This window comes from Lysinibacillus sp. FSL M8-0216, assembly GCF_038595555.1.
In the GTDB taxonomy this organism is placed as follows: domain Bacteria; phylum Bacillota; class Bacilli; order Bacillales_A; family Planococcaceae; genus Lysinibacillus; species Lysinibacillus fusiformis.
Genome location: NZ_CP152007.1, coordinates 4200696 through 4225304, shown reverse-complemented (window position 1 = coordinate 4225304; position 24609 = coordinate 4200696). Strand labels below are relative to the sequence as shown.

Sequence of the window (24609 nt, the reverse complement as noted above, 5' to 3'; positions counted from 1 at the left end):
ATACATCGCAATGAATGAGTCTCTTCTAGGAGATTATAAAAAGTTCTAGGATACTCGTAGGCGATTTAGATGATAAGGAGGAACTCTGCGTGTCAAAGGCATATGAACAAGCAGGTGTAAATATTGAAGCGGGCTATGAAGCTGTAAAACGAATGAAATCTCATGTAGAACGTACGAACCGACTAGGTGTCATGGGAACGTTTGGTGGCTTTGGTGGTATGTTTGACTTGTCAGAACTAAATCTAAAAGAACCTGTTCTTATTTCAGGAACTGATGGTGTAGGGACAAAGCTAAAGCTAGCATTCATGGTAGACAAGCACGATACTATTGGTGTGGATTGTGTAGCAATGTGCGTGAATGATATCGTTGCACAAGGAGCGGAGCCGCTATACTTTTTAGATTACGTAGCACTTGGGAAAGCAGAGCCTGCAAAAATTGAGCAAATTGTTAAAGGGGTTGCGGATGGCTGTGTGCAATCTGGTGCAGCTCTAATTGGTGGCGAAACAGCAGAAATGCCAGGTCTATATGAAGAAGATGAATATGATTTAGCTGGCTTTGCGGTGGGGGCTTGTGAAAAGTCTGCCATTGTGACAGGAGAAAAAATTGTCGAGGGCGATGTACTTATTGGTATTGCTTCGAGTGGTGTGCATTCAAACGGTTATTCTTTAGTACGTAAAATTGTTTTTGCAGATCATCAATATGCGGTGGATGCCATTGTAGAAGACTATGAAGATTTAGGTCCAATCGGCGAGGCACTATTAGTCCCAACAAAGCTTTATGCTAAGCCTGTATTAGCGGCTTTAAAAGCAGCAGATGTACACGGCTGTGCCCACGTTACTGGTGGAGGTTTCTATGAGAATTTACCACGTATGATGCCTGAAGGATTAGCTACAGAAATTGACTTAGGTTCATGGCCTGTATTACGTATCTTTGAATTCCTAAAGGATAAAGGTCAGTTAGATGATAAGGATTTATATAATGTGTTTAATATGGGGATCGGTTTTGTCATAGCTGTTCCAGCAGTAGAAGCTGATAAAGTTATGGCAGCAGTAGAAGCAAATGGTGAAAAGGCTTATACAATCGGTCGTGTCATTCAAGGCGACGGAGTAGTGTTTAATGGAACACATGATGGGAGTTTAGTGTAATGACTGCACCAACAAAAATTGCCGTGTTCGCATCAGGAAGCGGTAGTAATTTTCAAGCCATTCAAGAGGCTATTAAACGTGGGGAACTGCATGCAAAGGTTGAGCTAGTAGTGACAGATAAGCCCGGTGCATATGTAGTGACACGTGCTGAACACTTTGAAATTCCAGTGTTAGCCTTGAACCCGAAAGATTTTACCTCGAAAGCCGCTTACGAGACAGCAATTGTCGATGCTCTACATGAGTGCGATGTGAAATGGATTGTGCTTGCAGGATATATGCGTTTAATCAGTGATGTATTATTAGCGGCTTTTCCACAAAGAATTGTTAATATTCATCCTTCCTTATTACCAGCCTTTCCTGGGAAGGATGCTATCGGACAAGCGTTGAATCATGGGGTGAAAATAACGGGCGTAACGGTGCATTTTGTTGATGAAGGAATGGATACTGGCCCAATTATCGCACAGGCTGCTGTACCTGTTATTGAAGGAAATCGAGAGGCAACAGAAGCTGCTATCCATAAGCAAGAGCATTTATTATATACAAAGGCTTTACAGCAATTATTACAATAACTGAAGGAGGAGTTAGGTCGAGAACCTTACTCAACACTCAACACCTAACTCTATGAATCTTTGACAGCAAGTTAGTTCGTGCAAGAGCACGATAAAAATTAGGAGGATATTGTTGTGACAAAACGTGCATTAATCAGTGTTTCCAATAAAGATGGTATTTTAGAATTTGCAAAGGAATTAGTAGCATTAGGTTATGAAATTTTATCAACTGGCGGTACTAAAAAAATGCTACAGGACAATGCAGTAGCTGTAACAGCAGTAGATGAAGTAACGAAGTTTCCTGAAATTTTAGACGGCCGTGTTAAAACATTAAATCCTATGATTCACGGTGGTTTATTAGGGAAATTTGATGATGACTCTCATCAGGCACAAATGAATGAGCATGGAATTGAGCCAATAGAAATTGTTTGTGTCAATCTTTATCCTTTCGTTGAAACAATTTCAAAGCCTAATGTAACATGGGATGATGCAATTGAAAACATTGATATCGGTGGCCCTACAATGTTACGATCCGCTGCAAAAAACCATCAATATGTAACAGTCATCGTAGACAGCAATGACTATGCAACAGTATTAGAGGAACTAAAAGCTGGTGGTGCAACAACAATTGAGACACGTCGTAAATTGGCTGCAAAGGTTTTCCGTCACACAGCCACCTATGATTCGTATATCTCGAACTATTTGACAGAAGAAGAGTTCCCAGAGAGCTTAACAATGACGTATGAATTAAAGCAGAACTTACGCTATGGTGAAAATCCGCACCAAAAAGCGGCATTTTACCAAAAACGTCTTGGCTCTGATTTCTCATTAGCTTATGCAACACAATTACATGGTAAAGAGTTATCCTATAACAATATTCAAGATGGGAATGCAGCTTTGCAAATTGTGAAAGAGTTTGAAATGCCAGCTGCAGTTGCTGTAAAGCATATGAATCCTTGTGGAGTTGGAACAGGTGTCACACTAGAGGAAGCATTTGATAAAGCGTATGAAGCAGATCCAACATCTATTTTTGGTGGAATTATCGCTCTGAATATGGAAGTGGATGCAGCAACTGCTGAGAAGCTAAGTCATATTTTCCTAGAAATTATTATTGCTCCGGCTTTCTCACAAGAGGCACTCGATATTTTAACGAAAAAGAAAAATATTCGCTTATTAACAATTCCGTTCGAGCAAGCGAAGCAAGATCAATTTAATGTAGTATCTGTAGAGGGCGGTCTTCTTGTACAGGAACCGGATCGCTACGGTTTTGCCAATGCAGATATAAAGGTAGTAACAGATCGTGAACCAACAAAACAGGAATGGGAAGCATTGCAACTTGGTTGGTCTGTTGTTAAGCATGTTAAATCAAACGCGATTGTTGTAACGGATTCTCAAATGACACTTGGTGTAGGCGCTGGTCAAATGAACCGCGTTGGTGCTGCGAAAATTGCCTTTGAGCAAGCTGGTGAAAAAGCAAAAGGTGCTGCATTGGCATCAGATGCATTTTTCCCAATGAGTGATACTGTTGAGGCTGCAGCCACAGCTGGTATTACAGCTATTATTCAGCCAGGTGGATCTATTAAAGATCAAGATTCAATCGATAAAGCAAATGAATACGGCATTACTATGGTATTTACAGGCGTACGCCATTTTAAACATTAATTAATAATGACATAAAACAGACCGAGATGTGGGTTCATCTCGGTCTTACTCACAAAGAGGAGGATTCTCTAAAATGAATGTATTAGTAATCGGAAGTGGCGGTCGTGAGCATGCAATCGCTAAACAATTTAGCATTTCTCCATCCGTTAACCAAGTATTTGTAGCACCTGGAAATGACGGAATGCGAGGCGAGGTAGAGGTTGTTAATATTGACACTATGGATTTTGCAGGACTTGCCCAATTTGCCAAGGAAAATGATATTGCTTTAACATTTGTCGGCCCAGAACAACCACTTGCTGAAGGCATTGTCGATTTCTTCACAGCTCGTGGATTACGTATTTTTGGTCCGACAAAGACAGCAGCTCAAATAGAAAGTAGTAAGTCGTATGCAAAAGAAGTGATGAATAAATACAATATACCAACAGCAGCCCATCAAACATTTACTGTAGCAGAACAAGCTATTGCTTATATTAAAGAACAAGGCGCACCCATTGTTATTAAAGCGGATGGCTTAGCAGCTGGTAAGGGTGTTGTTGTGGCGATGACAGAGAAAGAAGCTATTGAAGCTGTACAAGATATGATTGGCAATCAACGCTTTGGTGAATCATCTTCTCGCGTTGTCATCGAGGAATTTTTAGACGGGGAAGAATTCTCCTTTATGTCCTTTGTGCATAAAGGACAAATTTATCCTATGGTGATTGCACAGGACCATAAACGTGCGTATGACGGTGATAAAGGACCTAATACAGGTGGGATGGGTGCTTACTCACCAGTACCACAAATCTCACAAGAAGTTATAGATATCGCTTACCAAACGATTGTTGAGCCAACTGTTAAAGGGATGGAGGCGGATGGCGCTTCCTTTACAGGTATTTTATATGCAGGCTTAATTTTAACGAAGAAGGGCCCTCAGGTTATTGAGTTTAATGCACGTTTTGGTGATCCAGAAACACAAGTAGTTTTACCTCGAATGGTTTCCGACTTTGGTGCATTTATGATGGCATTAATGAACGAGCAGCCATTTGAATTACAATGGTCGGAAGATGCTATGCTAGGTGTTGTTATTGCAGCTGAAGGATATCCAGGCGATGTTGAAAAAGGCAAAGCATTACCGAATTTAGAGGAACTATCTAAATCATATGCTGTATTCCATGCAGGTACAAAATTAGTAGATGGTCAATTTGTTGGGAATGGTGGTCGTGTCCTGTTAGTTGGGGCTAAAGCGCCTACTTTACAGGAAGCACAGCAAAAAGTATATGCTGGCATTGCTAAAGAAACATGGGATCACTTTTTCTTCCGCAAAGATATTGGCTGGCGTACATTCAAATAATCATTATTTTCACTAAAATTTAAAATATTTTTACTCCTCTTATGAAACCTCTTAAAGTTTCAAACGTAAGAGGTAAGAGCCGTCTCCAAATTAGATTGGGACGGCTCCTTTGACTAAGAAGGGTTTTGAGCATTATTCGATGTAGAATTGCTCCTTGTTGAGGGATTTTGGGTTGAAGCGCTGCTATCAGATTGCTTTGAAGCAGTAGCTTGTGAACCTGAAGAATTGCCAGCTATTGCAGAAGAGAAATCCTTCATGAGCTTATCGATTTGCTCAGAGGACATAGAATTTTGCCCACTGAACATACTTTGCATAGAGGTATTCATGGCATTTTGCATATTAGTGCTCATGAGAGCCTTGGTTGGACAATATTTAAAGAGTCCCTCTGCCATTTTCATGGCTCCTAATGCAATCATCAATCGACCTTTTGTACAATTAGGATTTCTTGAAACTTTAGCGATACCAAATGCTGTCAAACTTGTACCCATGGCAAAACGACAAAATGCATTTTTTTCGCTTAAATTTGCTTGCTGCATCATAATAGTTCCTCCTTTAGTCATTGTGGAAAAAATAGACGAGGTGCACTTTGCTTTATGAAAGTGCTGTGTTACGATTGAAACAAGATGATTGCATAAAGCATAAATTTTATGAAAGTATGCGATATGCAATAGTAGTATGTGAATCCAAATTGGTTTTACACAATGAAAAATTACGTAATTTTAGGAAGGAGCGAATAGCATGGATCCAGTATGGAAAATAACAAAAATACGTCAGCAATTAGCAGTAATTGATGGAAAAAAGGCACCTGATATTGTGTTGAAAAATACAAGGTATTTGCATAGTATGCTGAAACAGTGGGTAGTAGGAAACATTTGGATTTTAGGGGACCGCATTGTCTATGCTGGTGACAGAATGCCTCCTTTAATAGAAGGAACAGAAGTTGTGGATTGTACAGGGAAAACAATTGTACCAGGCTATATTGAGCCACATGTACATCCTTTCCAGCTGTATCATCCGCAATCCTTTGCAGATTTTTGTGGTCAGCTAGGGACAACGACTTTTATTTCCGATAATTTAAGTTTTGTTTTAAATTTAGAAAATAAGAAAGCGTTTTCAATTTTAGATCATTTGAAAAAATTACCGTTTTCTTTTTATTGGTGGACTCGCTTTGATTCGCAAACCGAATTGGAGCAGGAGGAAGAGGTATTCTCTAACACATCTATATTAGAATGGTTAGAGCGAAGTGATGTTTTGCTTGGCGGAGAGTTGACAGGCTGGCCTAAGCTGTTACATGGGGACGATCAAATGCTGTATCGCATGCAAATGGCAAAGGGACTAGGTAAAAAAATCGAAGGTCATTTCCCTGGAGCCTCCGAGAGAACTTTAGCACGTATGAAACTTCTTGGTGCAGATGGCGATCATGAAGCGATGACAGTGGAAGAGGTGGAACGCCGTATCATGCAAGGCTATGCGGTTACATTACGTCATTCATCCATTCGACCAGATTTACCGCATCTATTAAAAGGAATCGTAGAAAAAGAGCTTCCGATTTTTGATCATTTAATGATGACAACAGATGGTTCACCACCTTCGTTCCATGAAGATGGAGTGATGGATAAGTGTATTCAAGTAGCCTTAGATGCAGGAGTTTCTCCAATAGATGCCTACCAAATGGCTTCGTATAATGTAGCACGCTATTATAATATGTCCAATTTACATGGTTTTATCGCGACAGGTCGCTTTGCCTCCCTTAATATTTTACAAGATGAATATCATCCTGTACCAGAAAGTGTCCTATCAAAAGGTGTTTGGCTAAAACGTGATGGAGAACGTGTTCATAGACTGGCAGCCATCGATTATTCTGCTATCCCTGCGTTTAATTTAGATTTTTCCTTAGATTCACAAGATTTCCAGTTTTCAATGCCTTTTGGAATTGAGCTTGTGAATGATGTCATTACAAAACCGTATAATTCATTAATTACTAGAGAAGGGCAACTGGCTAATCACGATGAGTGCTATTTAATGTTAATAAACCGACAAGGTCACTGGCATGTAAATACAATGATTAAAGGGTTTGCAACTGGTGTTCAAGGCTTTGCATCGTCCTACTCAAACACAGGCGATATTTTATTAATCGGGAAAAATAAAGAAGATATGATCAAAGCCTTCGAAGAAATGAAGGCCATGAATGGTGGTATCGTCCTTGTAGAAAAAGGGGAAGTCATTGCAGAAATACCATTATCCATTGGTGGGCTTTTATATGATGGGGATGTATTGACGCTAACAGAGAAAGAAAAAGCTTTAAAGCAAGCTTTAGCAGATCGTGGGTATCAATTAGGGGATGCTATTTACACATTATTATTTTTACAGTCCACTCATTTACCATATATTCGTATCACACCAAAAGGGATTTTCGATGTAATGAAGAATAAGTTATTATTACCTGCTGTTATGCGCTAATGTATGAAAGTGTAAACAGTTGCTTTCATATGTAAATGTTCAAAGGAGAGTAATGCTTGTGTTCAAATCAAGGAAGTTATTAATGGCTATGGCATTTAGCGCTTTAGTGATCGGAGGATGCTCGAAGGATACACCAAAGGTCAAAGAAGAAGATGAGACTGTAGCACAGGAAGAAACCGTAGTTGATGACCAAGTGCAGCAACCTGCATTCGTAGCCCCACTTACAGGAGAGGCAGTGCAAGAAGAAATAACTCAGCGGCCTATTATCGTGACGATTAATAATCATCCAGCCGCACGCCCACAATCAGGGTTAGCTGCAGCTGATATCATTTATGAGATGCTGGCAGAAGGTAATGTCACTCGCTTTTTAGCAGTTTATCAAAGTGAGCTGCCTGAAAATATAGGACCTGTTCGTAGTGCACGCTCCTATTTTATCGATATGGCAAAAGGTTTCGATGCCTTTTATGTAGCTCATGGCTATAGTCCAGAGGCGAAAACGATGCTCGATAATCGTGTAGTCGATAATATCAATGGAATGGCTTATGATGGTATACTTTTTAAACGTTCAAGCGAACGAGTTGCACCGCACAATTCATATATTACATCGGAAAAGATAATAAAAGGTGCTGGAATGGTAGGCGCTTCAATGAATTACAGTGAAAAAGTACTTCAGGCTTTTTATGAACCCGATGAACGTGGTAAAATAGGCATTGAAACAAGTCAAGTTGACATTTACTATGGAAATAATGAAGATTTCCACAATTCGTATGTGTATGATCATCAAAGTAATCACTATGAACGACAATCGGCTGGCGTGGACACAAAAGATATGTTAACCGGCGAAGCATTATCATTGGCAAATGTTCTATTTTTTGAAATGGATCACCAAATAGTGGATGATATTGGTCGCCAAACAATTGATTTAACTTCTGGTGGAAATGCGTATGTATTTCAAAATGGCTATTTGAGGGAAGTCAAATGGGCTAATGTGAATGGAATACCAACGGCTGTTGAGCAATCAGGGGAACCTGTAAAGCTAGTACCAGGAAAGTCTTGGGTCCATTTTGTACCATCTTCACCAGGGTTACAAGCAATGGTGAAAACGCAGCCTTAAAGGGAGGAAAATTGCATGCAAATCGAAAAAATTCGAGGGCATCAAACAGATCAATTATTTAAAGCAGTGTTAGAGCTGAAAGACATCGAAGAATGCTATAAGTTTTTTGATGATTTATGTACGATTAGTGAAATTCAATCGTTGGCACAACGCTTTGAGGTTGCACATTTATTGCGTTTAAAGAAAACCTATGAATCCATTAAAAAGGAAACGGGTGCAAGTACTGCAACGATTTCACGTGTTCGTCGTTGCTTTGATTATGGAAACGATACATATGATGAAATGCTAGGTCGTTTGTATCCTGATGAGAAACCGTTTCAAGCACCAAAATAATAGTTGAAAATGAGACTGGGTAGAAGTTCTACTCAGTCTTTTTCATTTTTTTGTCGTCCATCATAAGCTATACTTGTAAACGAATAGATAGAAAACGATAGGTGGTAAAATAAATGGATTATTTAGAATGGAGACATGTGTTCAAGTTAGATCCTGCAAAGGACATTTCAGATGAAGACTTAGAAAAAATTTGTGAATCTGGAACTGACGTTATTTTAGTCGGTGGCACAGATAATGTTACATTGGATGGGGTATTAGATTTACTAGTTCGTGTTAGAAGATTCGAAGTCCCGATAGCTTTAGAAATTTCCACGATTGATGCGATTACACCGGGCTATGACTATTACTTCATTCCGACGGTCTTAAATAGTGATGATCCAAAATGGATTAAAAATTTGCATCATGCAGCAATTAAAGAATTTGGAGATATCATGGTGTGGGATGAATTAGTTGCAGAAGGTTATTGTATTTTAAATCCAGATTGTAAAGTGGCACAAGTAACAGGTGCTACAACAGATTTATCAATTGACGATATCGTAGCCTATGCACGTATGGCAGAAAATTTCTTTAAACTTCCCGTATTTTATTTAGAGTACAGTGGAATTTACGGGAATCCAGAGGTAGTAAGTGCTGTGAAAAATGAATTAAAGCATACTAAGCTATTTTATGGTGGGGGAATTACATCAGCCAAGCAGGCAGAGGAAATGGCCCAGTTCGCAGATACGGTTGTAGTTGGAAATATTATTTATGATGATTTAAAAGTGGCACTTGCGACTGTTAAGGCTGTTAAAAATACGTTATAATTTTAGAACAAACGTTTGTAAGGCGGTGCGAAATGGAACAGTTAACAAAAAATTTACTAGCAGGGATGAATCCTGAACAAGAAAGAGCGGTCAAAACCACTGAGGGACCACTACTGATCATGGCTGGTGCTGGATCAGGAAAAACCCGAGTATTAACACATCGTATTGCTTACTTAATCATAGAAAAGGAAGTATATCCATCCAAAGTTTTAGCCATTACATTTACTAATAAAGCTGCTCGTGAAATGCGAGAGCGTATTGACGGTATTCTAGGCAATGGAACTGGTGATAGTATGTGGGTATCAACTTTCCACTCCATGTGTGTAAGAATTTTACGTCGCAATATCGATCAACTAGGCATATCTCGTAATTTTTCCATTCTAGATTCTACGGATCAACTTTCGGTGATTAAAAATGTAATGAAGGATGAGAATATCGATCCGAAGCGGTTTGAGCCACGAGCGATTTTAAATGCTATTAGTGCAGCCAAAAACGAGTGCATTACAGCAGATGATTACGCGAGTCAAATGAATGATAAAAACCCTTATGAACAAACCGTTGCACGTGTTTATAAAGGCTATGAAAAAAGATTACGTCGCAACCAATCCCTCGATTTTGATGATTTAATTATGACAACCATTACGTTGTTCAAGCGCGTACCAGAAGTGCTGGAATACTATCAAAATAAATTTCAATATATTCATGTAGATGAATATCAGGATACTAACAAATCCCAATACTTACTTGTGCAATTATTAGCTGAAAAATTTAAAAATATTTGTGTTGTAGGGGATTCTGATCAATCAATATATCGCTGGCGTGGAGCAGATATTGGTAATATCCTCTCCTTTGAAAAGGATTATCCGAATGCTAAGGTGATTATGCTTGAACAAAATTATCGTTCAACTAAACGCATCCTACAAGCAGCAAATGACGTCATTCAAAATAATACAACACGTTATCCAAAAGAACTGCGCACAGAAAATGCAGAGGGTGAAAAAATTGCGTTATACAAAGCTTATAATGAGCAGGAAGAAGCACAATTTGTTGTACAAACCATCCAACAGTTGATGGAAAAGGAAAATCGTACATTTGATGATTTTGCCATACTATATCGTACGAATGCTCAGTCTCGTGTGATGGAGGAAGTACTAGTTAAATCCAATATGGTTTATCAAATTGTTGGCGGAACAAAGTTCTATGATCGAAAAGAAATTAAAGACTTACTTGCTTATTTGCGCCTAATTGCTAATAATGACGATGATTTATCACTTGCACGTATTATTAATGAACCAAAGCGTAGTATTGGTGCCACATCTTTTGAGAAAATGGCCCGCTATGCTATCGAGCAGGATCGCTCCATTTTTGATGCTATGAATGATCTCATTTTCATGGGTCTGTCTGGGAAAGCGGCAAACTCAGCAGAACAATTTTATGCAATGATTAAAGGTTTTACAGAAATGCAAGAATATTTATCGGTCACTGAACTAGTTGAGCAAGTCATTGATAAATCTGGCTACCGCACAATGCTACAAAATGAAAAGACGATAGAAGCTGAAAGTCGTTTAGAGAATATTGAAGAATTTTTATCTGTCACAAAATCATTTGAAGAGCGCAGTGATGATAAAAGTCTTATAGCATTTTTAACGGATTTGGCATTAATAGCTGATATCGATGCTCTTGATAAAGAGGATGCATCCAAGGGAAATATTATTTTAATGACGATGCATGCTGCTAAGGGCTTGGAATTTCCTATTGTTTTTATTATCGGTATGGAGGAAAACATCTTCCCGCATTCACGCTCTCTTGATGATCAAGATGAAATGGAAGAAGAACGTCGCCTTATGTATGTTGGTGTGACGCGTGCAGAGGAACGACTATATTTAACATGTGCACAAAGCCGAACGATTTTTGGTCGTTCAAGCTTTAATAATGCTTCAAGATTTTTAGGTGAGATTTCTGAAGATATTACCGAGTCTATTTCTAAAGCTGGTGCTAAAACGAATGTACCGTTTGCTACTAGCAATCGTTCAACAGGTGGTTATCAAAAACGTACACTTGGGTCCGTTCAACAAACTCAGCCTGCCACAGCTCGCTTACAATCAACAGGCGGAGATCAGTATGGCTGGAAGGCTGGAGATAAAGCCGTCCATAAAAAGTGGGGCACAGGTATGGTTGTAAGTGTAAAAGGCGAAGGTGATAGTACTGAGCTTGATATTGCTTTTCCACAACCAATTGGTATTAAGCGATTACTGGCACAATTTGCACCGATTGAAAAAGCGTAAGCGGAGGAACGTAAATGAACGAAATAGAACAGCGAATAGCGGAGTTAAATAAATTATTACATGAATATGGTTATGCCTATTATGTACTAGATAAACCGGTCGTTGCTGACAGTGTTTATGATCAATTATTGCATGAATTGATTGCCTTAGAAGAGGCCAATCCATCACTTGTTTTTCCCGATTCACCTACTCAGCGTGTTGGAGGAACAGTTGTAGAAGGCTTTAAAAAGGTGACACATGATTACCCGATGCTAAGTCTATCAAACGCTTTTAACGAAGCAGATTTACAAGAATTTGATCGTAAGGTTCGACAGGCTATTGGGGATCATTTCTCTTATGTATGTGAGCTGAAAATAGATGGTCTTGCCATTTCGTTAAAATATGAAAATGGCGTGTTTGTCCAAGGAGCAACAAGAGGAGATGGTGTTGTAGGGGAAGAAATTACAGCCAATTTAAAGACCATTCATGCCATACCTCTCCGTTTAAAAGAACCGATTACAATAGAAGTACGCGGTGAAGCGTACATGCCAAAAAAATCATTTGAAAAATTAAATGCCCAACGTGCTGACAATGGTGAAGAACTATTTGCTAATCCACGTAATGCTGCTGCAGGCTCTTTACGGCAGTTAGACCCTAAAATTGCAGCAAGTCGCCAACTATCGACTTTCATCTATGCCATTGGTGGTGATGGTGAGGTTTATGGTATCGACGGACATGCAGAAATGCTTGATTATTTAGAGGATCTAGGTTTCCCTTCCAATAAAGAGCGTCAGCGTTGCTCTACAATCGAAGAAGTAATGGCCTTTATTGAGCATTGGACAGAACACCGACCACATTTAGCCTATGAAATTGATGGGATCGTTATAAAAGTCGACCGCTATGCTCAACAGGATGAGCTAGGCTATACGGCAAAAAGTCCACGCTGGGCTATTGCTTATAAATTCCCAGCAGAGGAAGTTGTCACGACACTACTAGATATTGATTTAACAGTAGGGCGTACAGGGGTTGTCACACCAACAGCTATTTTAACGCCAGTTCAAGTTGCAGGGACAACAGTGCAACGAGCTTCATTACACAATGAAGACCTTATTCGAGAGAAAGATATACGCCTCGGGGATACGGTCATTATTCGAAAAGCTGGTGATATTATTCCACAAGTGGTCGGTGTGCTAATCGAGCAGCGTCCTGAAAACTCTGTACCGTTTGAGATGCCCCAAAATTGTCCGGTATGTGATAGTGAATTGATTCGTATTGAGGGTGAAGTTGCTTTACGCTGTGTAAATCCTGCATGCTTTGCTCAAATTGCAGAAAGCATTAAATATTTTGTATCTCGTAATGCTATGAATATTGATGGTCTTGGAGATAAAGTAGTTGAGCAGTTATTACGTGCAGACTTAATACATGATGTTTCTGATTTATATCATTTAACAATAGAGCAATTGGTTGAACTAGAACGGATGGGTGAAAAATCTGCCACCAATTTAGTCAATGCGATTCAAGCTTCGAAGGAAAATTCCATGGAGCGTTTATTGATTGGTCTAGGAATTCGTCATGTTGGTGAAAAGGCTGCAAAAATCGTATCAGAGCAATTTGGTTCCATGGAAGCGGTCATGGCAGCAACAGAGGAACAACTTGTGGCTATTTATGAGATTGGTGATAAAATGGCATCTTCATTAGTTGAATATTTTTCAAATGATGACGCACGTGCAGTCATTGAACGTCTTGCTGAGGTAGGCGTGAATATGACCTTTAAAGGAAAAAAAGTAGAAGTAGTGGTAGGCGATAATCCTTTTGCAGGAAAAACAATTGTTTTAACTGGTAAACTTGAGCAATTGACACGTAACGAAGCAAAGGCGAAAATAGAAGAGTTAGGTGGGACTGTCACAGGCAGTGTCAGCAAAAAAACGGACCTTGTTATCGCAGGCGAGGATGCAGGCTCTAAGCTAGCAAAGGCTGAGCAATTAGGTATTGAAGTTTGGAATGAAGAAAACTTAATTGAACAACTTAACCTTATCTAATAAAAACACTGATGACATACCCTCAAGAAAGGTATGAATTACGCTAATGAATATTATCAGTGATTCGTCGAACCAAATTGATTATGAGTAAAGGAGCACTAAATAAAATGAAGTCTTTTCGACTCATTCCAGCACTTGTAGCAGCTGCAATGTTAGTCGGCTGTGTACCTTCTAATGAAGGGGGAACAGAGCTTACGCAGGAAACACAACAAGATGAAAAAACTGAAACAACTATTATCCCCAGCATACAAATTGATGAATCTTATTATAAGACACTTATTCCTTATAAAGAGAGTGCCAGTAGAGGTCTAGTTGTATCTAATATTTATACGAAATATGATATGAAGGAAGTAGAAGCAGGTTTAATGCGTCTCTCTCACCATGAGTTTGACACTGAAAACTATTACTTTCAAGAGGGTCAATATTTAGCTGAAAGTACAGTCAGCTCTTGGCTGGCTCGAAGCTCTCAGACAGAGGATGGATTAAATCCACCGATAACTGATACAATGACACCCGAAGAGCGAGCAAAAAAGGCACCTATTTACTTATCTCATATTGTTGAGCAAAATTACTTAACAAAAACTAAAGATAATAAAGTAAAATTAGGTGGAATTTCAATAGGACTTGCGCTTAATTCTATTTATTATTATCAAAAAGAACAGTATGGCGAATATTACGAGGAACCAATATCAGAGTCTGAGCTTGTTGAACAAGGCAAAAAAATGGCTGCTGAGATCGTTTCACGTTTACGTACAGGTGATGAGCTAAAGGATATTCCAATTGTAGTTGGCTTGTTTAAGCAACAAGCCCGCAATCAGATTATTCCCGGCGCCTATTTCAGCTATGGTGTAGCAAAAGCTGGACAGAACAACATTGCTGATTGGGAAGGGATAGATGAAAATTATGTATTATTCCCAACAGATGATTCGCAGGATGTTTATCGAGACGTGAGTAAAAACTTCAAAATCTTTAAGCAAGATGTTGATAAATATTTCTCAAATTATACAAGTGTTATTGGTACAGGTTTCTATCGCAATAAAGAAATCCAAAAACTGACGATCGAAATTCCTATTCAATTTTTCGGTAAAGCAGAAATCATTGGATTTACACAATATTTGACAGGTATTCTAATCAATCGATTTAATAATATTCATGTTGAGGTGAGTATTACTTCTGTCAATGGTCCGGAGGCATTAATCAATAAAAAGGCCAATGATACGGATCCTTATGTACATGTCTATGAATAATATAGTCAGCCTTTGTGCTGACTATTTTTTTATGTAGATAGAGATACTTAAAGGAAAACAACTGGTATAGATTAACAACACTTCGTTATAGTAGTGAAAGTTTCTATATTTTTGGTGAAAGTTGTGATTTTTAATAGGAAAAATGTTATGATTATTGGCATGGTTAAAACTTTATCCAACCCTATTGTTATCAATAAAAACAATAAATGGAGCAAGTATTCGGAGGTGTAAAAAATGGCTAAATTAACAAAAGAAGAAGTAAAGCACGTGGCAAATTTAGCACGTCTTGCAATTACTGAAGAGGAAGCTGAGAAGTTTGCTGAACAGCTTGGTAAAATTACTGACTTTGCAGAGCAATTAAACGAACTAGATACAGCGAATGTTGAACCTACAACGCATGTTTTACCATTAGTCAATGTAATGCGAGAAGATGTTGCAGTAAAAGGTCTAGACCGTGAAGTAATGATGTTAAACGTAAAAGAACAAGAAGATGGTCAAGTAAAAGTACCAGCTATCATGTAATACTAAAACATAGGAGGATTCCTCATGACGTTATTTGAACGTTCAGCTAAGGAGTTACAAGCGGAAATTAAAGCAGGTAACTTATCTATCGCTGACTTAACGAAAGAAGCATACGAGCGCATTGCAAAGCTTGATGGCGATGTACAAGCATTCCTTGCTTCAAACGAAGAAAAAGCAACTGCACAAGCTGCTGAAATGGATCATGTACCATTTGAAGAGCGTGGACCGCTATTTGGTCTTCCGATTGGTGTGAAAGACAATATCGTAACAGAAGGCTTAGAAACAACTTGTGCCTCAAAAATTTTGGAAGGCTTTATGCCAATTTATGATGCAACTGTTGTCAACAAGCTACGTGAAGCCGGTATGATTACAGTCGGTAAACTAAACATGGACGAGTTTGCAATGGGTTCATCTAATGAAAACTCATACTACAAAACAACAAAAAATCCATGGAATCTAAATCACGTGCCAGGAGGATCTTCAGGTGCATCTGCAGCTTCTGTGGCAGCAGGAGAAGTTCCATTCTCTCTTGGTTCCGATACAGGTGGTTCAATCCGTCAACCAGCAGCTTACTGTGGAGTTGTAGGGATGAAACCTACATATGGTCGTGTGTCTCGTTTTGGTCTAGTGGCATTCGCCTCTTCTTTAGATCAAATTGGACCAATTACACGCAATGTTGAAGATAATGCGTTATTACTTGAGGCTATTGCGGGCTTAGATCCAAATGATTCTACTTCGGCTGACGTAGAGGTGCCAAACTATGCTGCAGCTCTTACTGGTGATATTAAAGGCTTACGTATCGCTGTACCAAAGGAATTCCTTGGTGAGGGTGTTGGCGAAGCAGCACGTCAATCAGTGCTTGAGGCATTAGAGGTATTAAAAGGCTTAGGTGCGACTGTAGAAGAAGTATCACTTCCTCATTCGAAATATGCGCTTGCAGCGTACTACATCCTTTCTTCATCTGAAGCGTCTTCTAACTTATCTCGTTTCGATGGTATCCGTTATGGTTTCCGTGCAGACAACGTGACAAATTTAATGGACCTTTATAAAGAAACACGTGCACAAGGTTTTGGGGATGAAGTAAAACGTCGTATCATGCTTGGAACTTATTCATTAAGCGCAGGTACGTATGATGCGTATTACAAAAAAGCACAACAAGCACGTACACTGATCAAAGCAGACTATGACAAAGTATTTGAAGACTTCGATGTCATCATTGGACCTACATCACCAACACCAGCTTTCAAAATTGGTGAAAATGTGGATGATCCGATGACAATGTATGCAAATGATATTTTAACAATTCCGATGAACCTAGCGGGTGTACCTGCTATTTCCATTCCATGTGGTTTGGACAACGGACTACCACTTGGTTTACAAATAATTGGTAAATACTTCGATGAAGCTACTATTTACCGTGTAGCTCATGCTTTTGAACAAGCAACGGAGTTCCATAAACAAGTTCCTCAAATGTGGGAGGGAAAATAACATGAACTTTGAAACAGTCATTGGTTTAGAAGTACACGTTGAGTTAAAAACAAACTCAAAAATCTTCTCACCAGCACCTGCTCACTTTGGTGCTGAACCAAATACAAATACAACAGTAATCGATTTAGGCTATCCTGGTGTCCTACCAGTTCTTAATAAAAATGTGGTAGATTTCGCTATGCGTGCAGCTCTTGCATTAAATATGGAAATCGAACAAGAAACAAAATTTGACCGTAAAAACTACTTCTACCCTGATAATCCGAAAGCTTATCAAATTTCACAATTTGATAAGCCAATCGGTAAAAACGGCTGGATTGATATTGAAGTAGATGGCTATACAAAGCGTATCGGTATTACTCGTCTTCATATGGAAGAAGATGCGGGGAAACTTTCACATGCTGGAGATCACTCACTAGTGGACTTTAACCGTCAAGGTACTCCGCTTGTTGAAATCGTATCTGAGCCAGATATTCGTACGCCAAATGAAGCGTATGCTTACTTAGAAAAATTAAAATCAATTATCCAATATACAGATGTGTCTGACTGTAAAATGGAAGAAGGATCACTTCGTTGTGATGCCAACATCTCTATTCGTCCTTATGGTCAAGAAGAGTTTGGTACAAAAACAGAACTTAAAAACCTGAACTCCTTCAACTATGTTCGTCGTGGTTTAGAGCATGAGGAATTACGTCAAGCAGATGTATTATTATCAGGTGGGGTTATTGACCAAGAAACTCGTCGTTTCGATGAAAAAACGGGTAAAACTATTCTAATGCGTGTGAAGGAAGGAACAGATGATTACCGTTACTTCCCAGAGCCAGACTTAGTTCGTCTTTCTATTGATGACGCATGGCTAGAGCGAGTGAAATCAGAAATTCCTGAGCTTCCAGATGCTCGTAAAAAACGTTATGTTGAAGAGCTAGGATTAACACCGTATGATGCAGGAGTTCTTGTTATTTCTAAGGAAATTTCTGACTTCTTCGAGTCCATGATCGTCAACGGTGCAGATGCAAAACTTTCTGCTAACTGGTTGATGGGGGATGTTTCTGCTTATTTAAACGCAGAACAAAAAGACTTAAAGGATACGGCATTAACACCTGAAAACCTTGCTGAAATGGTGAAATTAATCACAAATGGTACTATTTCTTCTAAGATCGGTAAAAAAGTGTTTGCTGAATTAGTTGAAAATGGCGGTTCTGCACAAGAAATTGTAAAAGCTAAAGGCTTAGTTCAAATTTCTGATGAAGGTGCTTTACTAGCCATTGTTACAGAAGTTTTAGATAACAATGCACAGTCTATCGAAGATTTCAAAAATGGTAAGGATCGTGCTATTGGCTTCTTAGTTGGTCAAATTATGAAAGCTACTAAAGGTCAAGCGAATCCACCAATGGTCAATAAATTATTGCAACAAGAAATTGCCAAACGATAATTAATCGTTGTAACATAGTAGCCGAGAGAGCTTAATCGCTTTCTTGGCTATTATTTTTCATAAATGTAACAAAATTGAAATTTGTAACACTTAATAGTTGTTTAAAAGGAGTATTCATAGCAAAATATAGAATAGATAATTATAAGGGGGACGAGAACCAATGAAAACAGAACAACAATATTTTAATGAAGCTATTTCGATTCAACAATATATGGACAATATGACGACTCTTAAAGAAGAGAGCTTCCGCATTTATGACGACTTTGCAGTGCCAACAAACGATGGCTTTATTGAATTATTAAAAGACAAGCAACCAAAAATTTTAACGATTACGGAAGATTGGTGCGGAGATGCTATGTTAAACAATCCAATCGTTCGTCGTGTTGCTGAAGCAGCCGGATTGGACATGCGTACAGTGTTCCGTGATGCGGATACAGATCTAATTGATCGTTATTTAACAAATGGAGGCCGTGCTATTCCAATTTACTTGCTATTAGATAGCACTGGTGAGGTGATTGGAAAATGGGGTCCACGTGCACCTGAATTACAAGAGCTTGTTGTAACGAAGCGCGCAAGCTTACCAGATAAAGAAGATCCAACATTTGAAGAGGCTCAAAAGGCCCTTTATGCGGAGATTCGTGAGGAAAATATAACGAACCAAGTATATTGGACGTATGTCTATGAAGACTTTAAAAAACAGGTGACAAACGCGTTACAAAAGTAACAAACGTAATGCAACATTTTAGCGAGTAAATCGTTGAATGAAATAGAATCTTATGAAGCAGGAAGGTATGTTATGAAACGAGCAAGAATCATTTATAATCCTACATCTGGACGCGAAGCGTTTAAGAAGCATCTACCAGAGGTGTTGGAAAAATTAGAAGTAGCAGGCTATGAAACATCCTGTCACGCAACAACCGGTGAAGGCGATGCAACACTTGCAGCAAAAGATGCAGTAGACCGTGGCTTTGATATAATCATCGCAGTTGGTGGAGATGGCACTTTAAATGAAGTTGTTTCAGGTGTAAGTCCATTTGAAAACCGTCCAAAAGTTGGTCTAATTCCAATGGGCACTACAAATGATTTTGCCCGTGCCGTGCATATCCCGCGAAATATTGATGAAGCGGTAGACATTATTATACAAGGCGATACATTGCCAGTGGATGTCGGTCTATTAAATGGAGAACGCTACTTCATCAATATTGCTGCTGGCGGACGGATTACGGAGCTAACATATGAAGTACCAAGTAAAATGAAAACAATGCTTGGGCAGTTAGCCTACTATTTAAAAGCAGTAGAAATGATTCCATCCATCAAAGCCTCCCATATGCGTATAGAATATGATGGGGAAGTGTTTGACGGGGATGCCATGATGTTCTTATGTGGTTTAACCAACTCTGTAGGAGGCTTTGAAAAACTTGCACCAGATGCAAGTATTAATGATGGATACTTTACATTATTAGTGTTAAAGAAGGTTAGCCTTCCTGAGTTTATTCAACTAGCGGCTATGGCATTAAGAGGCGAACATTTAAATGATGACCGTGTCATTTACAAAAAAGCGAGTGTTGTCAAAGTCACTACTGAAAACGAAGTACATCTTAATCTAGATGGTGAATATGGCGGAGACGCTCCAGCTACCTTTGAAAATTTAAAGCGTCATATCGAAATTTTTGTCCCTCTTGCTGATATTCGCGAAGAGGACCGTATATAATATATGAAAAGCTCATCTTCGTTTTAGCGAGGATGAGCTTTTTTGTATAAAGGAATCAGCATACTCTTGAAGAACACCAAAACGACTAAAAAGATAATAGACTAAAGCAAATAGCCCGCAGCGAAAAATTAAATATGTAGTAAGTCCAACCTTTAGAATTAGGGATTGTGAATGAATTAAGAAAAATGTTTGGCAAATGTGCGTATATTACATGAACAAATTTTGAAACCTTATTAATAGGCTGAAATTTCGGTCCATTATAAAGGTTTTTTTCGTTGTAATAGTGGAAAATGGGGTATGGATAAAGGAAAGGAAGTGTTGCTTTTGTATAAGTCACAGGAGAAGAAGCTTATTTGGCTAAGCTTTGGTGTTGCAATCATTATGCTACTTTCCATTCTTGGAAGAATATTTGGGAGCTAGGGGGCAATGAGATGATAAACGAATCAGCAGTCTATTGGAGTCGTGCATTAACTGAGTTAACTTTATCGTTCCACATCATTTATGCAACGATAGGAGTCGGTGTCCCGTTAATGATTATGATTGCTCAATGGACTGGGTATAAAAAGAATGATGAGCATTATATTTTAATGGCAAGACGTTGGGCACGTGGCTTCGTCATTACGGTTGCAGTGGGTGTTGTGACTGGAACTGCAATTGGCTTACAACTATCATTATTATGGCCCAACTTTATGCAACTAGCTGGTCAAACCATTGCATTACCACTTTTTTTGGAAACGTTTGCATTTTTCTTTGAAGCTATATTTTTGGGCATTTATTTATATACTTGGGACCGCTTCGATAGTCAGAAAAAGCATATGCTATTGTTAATTCCAGTTGCAGTAGGTGCATCGATGTCGGCTGTATTTATTACAATCGTGAATGCCTTTATGAATGCCCCGAGAGGTTTCGATATTGTCGACGGGAACCTTGTTAATATTCAACCCTTCTTAGCGATGTTTAACCCTGCTATGCCTACAAAGGTGGCGCATGTACTAGTAACAGCGTATATGACATCTGCATTTGTTCTAGCCGCTATAGCAGGATACCGAATGCTTAAAGGATCGAAACATGTATACCATAAAAAAGCATTACTGTTACTGATGAAAATTGGTTTAATTTTCTCCATTGCAGCAGCTGTGATTGGAGATTTCTCAGGAAAATACTTAGCGGAATATCAACCAGAAAAATTAGCTGCAGCGGAATGGCATTTTGAAACGGAAGGAAAGGCTTCTCTTGTTTTATTTGGCGTGCTAGATGGAGAAGAAGTGAAATATGCCATCAAAATTCCGTATGCTTTAAGCATTCTTGCACATTTTAATCCTAATGCAGAGGTAATTGGATTAGATCAATTCGAGGAAGAGGATCTACCACCACTCTATATTCATTATCTTTTTGATATTATGGTCTCCATAGGTATGTTTATGGTGCTAGTTTCATTACTGTATGTTGTAGGGAAAGCACGGGGCTGGCAGTTTATTCATTCACGCTGGTATCGATGGATCATTGTGGCGGGGGGGCCACTTTCTATCATTGCTATTGAAGCGGGCTGGTGGCTTGCTGAGGTTGGACGTCAACCATGGATTCTTTATGGCTTGATGCGAACTCCAGAAGGGGCCACAACGAGTGATCATGTGGATTTAATGCTGTTGTTGTTTGCAGGTGTATATGCAGTATTAGCGGTAGGAAGCATTGTCGTCTTGGTGCGAATGTTTAAAAAGAATCCCATTGAGCGTGAGATTGAAGATCGCCACTCTGAAAAAGGCGGTGACATCCTATGACATTAGAGATTCTTGGTATTTCAGTATTGTGGATTTTCCTATTTGGCTATGTCATTGTCGCATCGATTGATTTCGGTGCAGGTTTCTTTAACGCCTATAGCCTACTGATTGGGAAGAATCATATTTTAACGAATATTATTAAACGATATTTATCGCCTGTTTGGGAAGTAACCAATGTCTTTTTGGTATTCTTCTTTGTAGGGATCGTAGGATTTTTCCCGCAAACTGCTTTTTACTATGGAACCATTTTACTTATACCAGTCAGCATTTCCCTTGTACTATTAGCCATTCGGGGTTCCTATTATGCCTTTGAATCGTATGGTACAAGAGGACATATTGGTTACACGCTGACCTATGGTGTAGCAGGTTTATTAATTCCTGCATCGTTGTCTGTTGTCTTTGCTATTGCTGGTGGAGGGTATGTGGATCTCGTTAACGGGCAGCCTGTTTTAAACTATTGGACTTTATATACGAGTCCATTTGCTTGGAGCATTGTGGTACTGAGTATTGCCGCTGTACTTTACATTTCCGCAGTATTCTTAACTTGGTATGCTCATAAAGCGAATGACATTGAAGCTACGAAGCTAATGAGAAAATATGCACTTTTATGGGCAGCTCCTTTGATGATCAGCGCATTAGGCATTATGTATGAGATGAAGTCCATTAATCCTGAAAGTTATAGTCACATGGTGAATTTATGGTGGATGTTTGCAATATCAGCCATATTATTTATAATTACAGTGTTCCTCATTGCAATGCGTAAAAAATATGGGCTTGCAGTTGCACTTCTGATTGCACAATTTGCGGTAGCATTTTTCGCTTATGGTATTGCGCAATACCCATATTTACTGTATCCATATTTAACGATTTATGATGGCTTCACAAGTACACAAATGGCAATTGCTTTAATCATTGCCTTTATTTTAGGACTGTGTCTCCTACTTCCATCACTTTATTTATTGATGAAATTATTCTTATTCAATAAAAACTATGTGACCGGAAAAGAAGACAATCACGCATAGGAGGAAATTAGTATATGCAAAGTTTTTTAATTTTTTATGCGCCTTTTATTGTCGTCATTCTTGGAATCTTGTGTGCATTTTGGTGGGCACCAAGGGATTATCATATAACAAAAGAGCAAGGAAAGAGTCGCGAATAGCGGCTCTTTTTTCAAGTTAGTTAGAAGAACCGCATAACGGCCAAGTCTTGTTCTTTTTTCATTCGCCAACACATGCTACAATAAGGAGATTGAAATGGAGGATGTACGAATGTCAGCACCCGTGAAAAAGAATGAACGACTTTCAGTTTATATAGAAGACTTAACACATGATGGCAATGGTGTCGCTAAGGTGGATGGCTATCCATTATTTATACAAGGCGCACTTCCGAACGAAACAGCCGAAATCCATGTGATGAAAACTTTAAAAAATTATGGCTTTGCAAAAGTTGTAGATATTATTAAGCCATCACCCGATCGAGTAAAAGCTCCATGCGATTACTTTACACAATGCGGTGGCTGTCAATTACAGCATTTATCCTATGAGGGCCAGCTCAAATGGAAAGAAAATATGGTGCGCAATGTGATGCAACGCATTGGTAAAATTGATGCACCTGTTCTGCCTGTAAAAGGAATGAAAGAGCCTTGGTATTATCGAAATAAAGCGCAAATTCCTTTCTCTGAAAATGAAGCAGGACAAGCTATTGCTGGTTTCTATAAAACAAAGACGCATAGCATTGTGGATATGGAGCGTTGCTTGATCCAAACAGGAGAAGCAGATGCAATTTTAGCAGGCTTGAAAAAAGAATTAGTAGCGATAGGCATGCGCCCATACAATGAACTTTCCCACGAGGGCATGTTGCGCCATGTTGTCATTCGTAAAGCACGGGCAACAGGTGAGGTCATGGTTGTCCTCGTGACGAAAAAGAAAAAATTACAACAAAAAGAAGCAGTTATTGCAGTAATTCAAAAGCTTGTTCCGAACGTCACTTCAATTATGCAAAATGTGAATCATGAGAAAACGAATGTGATTTTTGGTGATGACACACTGAACCTTTGGGGCAAGGACGTCATTATTGATACAATTGGCGACGTACGCTTTGAAATTTCCGCTCGCTCCTTCTATCAGGTCAACCCAGAGCAAACTGAAGTACTTTATAAACAAGCACTTGATTATGCTAACTTGCAAGGGGATGAACGAGTGATTGATGCTTATTGTGGAATTGGAACAATCTCCTTGTTCCTTGCACAAAAGGCAAAGGCAGTCATGGGGGTTGAAATTGTCCCACAAGCGATAGAAGATGCCAAACGTAACGCGGTCCTAAATGGTTTTACAAATACTTATTTTGAGGCCGGCCCAGCTGAGGAAGTTATACCAAGATGGTATAAGGAAGGAAAGGAAGCAGACGTACTGGTAGTTGATCCACCACGTAAAGGCTGTGATGAAGCACTTTTAAAAACCATTTTAGAGCAACGACCAAAACGAGTGGTCTATGTCTCCTGCAACCCAGCCACACTAGCACGCGACCTTCGTATTTTGGAGGATGGCGGCTACCAAACACAAAAGATTCAACCAGTAGATATGTTCCCGCATTCCACGCATTGTGAAGCGGTTGCGTGGCTAGAGTTGGTATAATAGAAAAGCAGTTGATATAGAAAAACTCTATACCATCTGCTTTTTATAATGTTTCATACAGTTGTTTTTGAGTTAAAGTGAGTTATACAGATAGTGAGAGGAT

At 39.0% G+C, this 24609-nt stretch carries 21 protein-coding genes; 20 read left to right on the top strand and 1 reads right to left on the bottom strand.

From position 1 onward, the window contains the following. Window positions 1–89: 89 nt before the first annotated feature. From purM to purD, 4 genes are all read left to right on the top strand, one after another. Window positions 90–1145 (top strand): phosphoribosylformylglycinamidine cyclo-ligase, encoded by a 1056-nt coding sequence (gene purM, locus MKX57_RS21030; protein WP_008173664.1) that lies wholly within the window; start codon window positions 90–92, stop codon window positions 1143–1145. Then, entirely contained in the window at window positions 1145–1714 is a 570-nt protein-coding gene (gene purN, locus MKX57_RS21025) for a phosphoribosylglycinamide formyltransferase (RefSeq protein ID WP_171365958.1), read from the top strand. Before purM ends, purN begins: the two co-directional genes overlap by 1 nt. Window positions 1715–1828: 114 nt before the next feature. Next, window positions 1829–3355: a bifunctional phosphoribosylaminoimidazolecarboxamide formyltransferase/IMP cyclohydrolase gene (gene purH, locus MKX57_RS21020; protein WP_342530923.1), complete on the top strand. Its 1527-nt coding sequence runs from the start codon at window positions 1829–1831 to the stop codon at window positions 3353–3355. 73 nt (window positions 3356–3428) lie between these two features. Then, a complete protein-coding gene (purD, locus tag MKX57_RS21015; protein ID WP_090002992.1) occupies window positions 3429–4685 on the top strand; it encodes a phosphoribosylamine--glycine ligase in 1257 nt (418 codons plus the stop codon). Between the two features lie 113 nt (window positions 4686–4798). Here purD and MKX57_RS21010 read toward each other — a convergent pair whose 3' ends face one another. Continuing rightward, entirely contained in the window at window positions 4799–5224 is a 426-nt protein-coding gene (locus MKX57_RS21010) for a YgaP-like transmembrane domain (protein ID WP_089986790.1), read from the bottom strand. A 199-nt stretch (window positions 5225–5423) separates the two neighbouring features. Here MKX57_RS21010 and MKX57_RS21005 point away from each other — a divergent pair, with 199 nt between their 5' ends. The 16 genes from MKX57_RS21005 to rlmD all read left to right on the top strand — a co-directional run bounded on the left by MKX57_RS21005 (window position 5424) and on the right by rlmD (window position 24506). Beyond that, on the top strand, window positions 5424–7145 hold the full coding sequence (locus tag MKX57_RS21005; RefSeq protein ID WP_008173659.1) for an adenine deaminase C-terminal domain-containing protein: 1722 nt from the start codon (window positions 5424–5426) through the stop codon (window positions 7143–7145). Between the two features lie 58 nt (window positions 7146–7203). After that, the gene (locus MKX57_RS21000) at window positions 7204–8259 is read left to right on the top strand and encodes a DUF3048 domain-containing protein (protein ID WP_342550575.1); all 1056 of its coding nucleotides are present in this window, start codon (window positions 7204–7206) and stop codon (window positions 8257–8259) included. A 15-nt stretch (window positions 8260–8274) separates the two neighbouring features. Beyond that, window positions 8275–8592: a YerC/YecD family TrpR-related protein gene (locus MKX57_RS20995; protein ID WP_008173656.1), complete on the top strand. Its 318-nt coding sequence runs from the start codon at window positions 8275–8277 to the stop codon at window positions 8590–8592. A gap of 113 nt (window positions 8593–8705) precedes the next feature. Further along, on the top strand, window positions 8706–9395 hold the full coding sequence (locus MKX57_RS20990; RefSeq protein WP_008173655.1) for a heptaprenylglyceryl phosphate synthase: 690 nt from the start codon (window positions 8706–8708) through the stop codon (window positions 9393–9395). 32 nt (window positions 9396–9427) lie between these two features. Continuing rightward, window positions 9428–11680 (top strand): DNA helicase PcrA, encoded by a 2253-nt coding sequence (pcrA, locus tag MKX57_RS20985; RefSeq protein ID WP_171365961.1) that lies wholly within the window; start codon window positions 9428–9430, stop codon window positions 11678–11680. A 14-nt stretch (window positions 11681–11694) separates the two neighbouring features. After that, window positions 11695–13698 carry an NAD-dependent DNA ligase LigA gene (gene ligA / locus MKX57_RS20980; protein WP_171365962.1) on the top strand — a complete coding sequence of 668 codons (2004 nt, stop codon included), beginning with the start codon at window positions 11695–11697 and terminating at the stop codon, window positions 13696–13698. Between the two features lie 107 nt (window positions 13699–13805). Next, a complete protein-coding gene (locus MKX57_RS20975; protein WP_089986794.1) occupies window positions 13806–14945 on the top strand; it encodes a CamS family sex pheromone protein in 1140 nt (379 codons plus the stop codon). A 234-nt stretch (window positions 14946–15179) separates the two neighbouring features. After that, window positions 15180–15467: an Asp-tRNA(Asn)/Glu-tRNA(Gln) amidotransferase subunit GatC gene (gatC, locus tag MKX57_RS20970; protein ID WP_008173651.1), complete on the top strand. Its 288-nt coding sequence runs from the start codon at window positions 15180–15182 to the stop codon at window positions 15465–15467. Between the two features lie 24 nt (window positions 15468–15491). Further along, entirely contained in the window at window positions 15492–16955 is a 1464-nt protein-coding gene (gatA, locus tag MKX57_RS20965; protein WP_107922551.1) for an Asp-tRNA(Asn)/Glu-tRNA(Gln) amidotransferase subunit GatA, read from the top strand. 1 nt (window position 16956) lies between these two features. Continuing rightward, a complete protein-coding gene (gene gatB, locus MKX57_RS20960) occupies window positions 16957–18384 on the top strand; it encodes an Asp-tRNA(Asn)/Glu-tRNA(Gln) amidotransferase subunit GatB (protein WP_008173646.1) in 1428 nt (475 codons plus the stop codon). 160 nt (window positions 18385–18544) lie between these two features. Then, window positions 18545–19108 carry a thioredoxin family protein gene (locus tag MKX57_RS20955; RefSeq protein WP_090002987.1) on the top strand — a complete coding sequence of 188 codons (564 nt, stop codon included), beginning with the start codon at window positions 18545–18547 and terminating at the stop codon, window positions 19106–19108. 72 nt (window positions 19109–19180) lie between these two features. After that, complete coding sequence (locus MKX57_RS20950; RefSeq protein ID WP_025115774.1) at window positions 19181–20095, top strand: diacylglycerol kinase; 915 nt, start codon at window positions 19181–19183, stop codon at window positions 20093–20095. A 431-nt stretch (window positions 20096–20526) separates the two neighbouring features. After that, entirely contained in the window at window positions 20527–21873 is a 1347-nt protein-coding gene (locus tag MKX57_RS20945; protein ID WP_089986797.1) for a cytochrome ubiquinol oxidase subunit I, read from the top strand. Beyond that, a complete protein-coding gene (locus MKX57_RS20940) occupies window positions 21870–22895 on the top strand; it encodes a cytochrome d ubiquinol oxidase subunit II (RefSeq protein ID WP_090002986.1) in 1026 nt (341 codons plus the stop codon). The genes MKX57_RS20945 and MKX57_RS20940 overlap by 4 nt, the downstream gene beginning before the upstream one ends. Window positions 22896–22909: 14 nt before the next feature. Continuing rightward, window positions 22910–23032: a hypothetical protein gene (locus tag MKX57_RS20935; RefSeq protein ID WP_012292033.1), complete on the top strand. Its 123-nt coding sequence runs from the start codon at window positions 22910–22912 to the stop codon at window positions 23030–23032. 109 nt (window positions 23033–23141) lie between these two features. Next, window positions 23142–24506 carry a 23S rRNA (uracil(1939)-C(5))-methyltransferase RlmD gene (gene rlmD / locus MKX57_RS20930; RefSeq protein ID WP_342551138.1) on the top strand — a complete coding sequence of 455 codons (1365 nt, stop codon included), beginning with the start codon at window positions 23142–23144 and terminating at the stop codon, window positions 24504–24506. Window positions 24507–24609 lie beyond the last annotated feature (103 nt).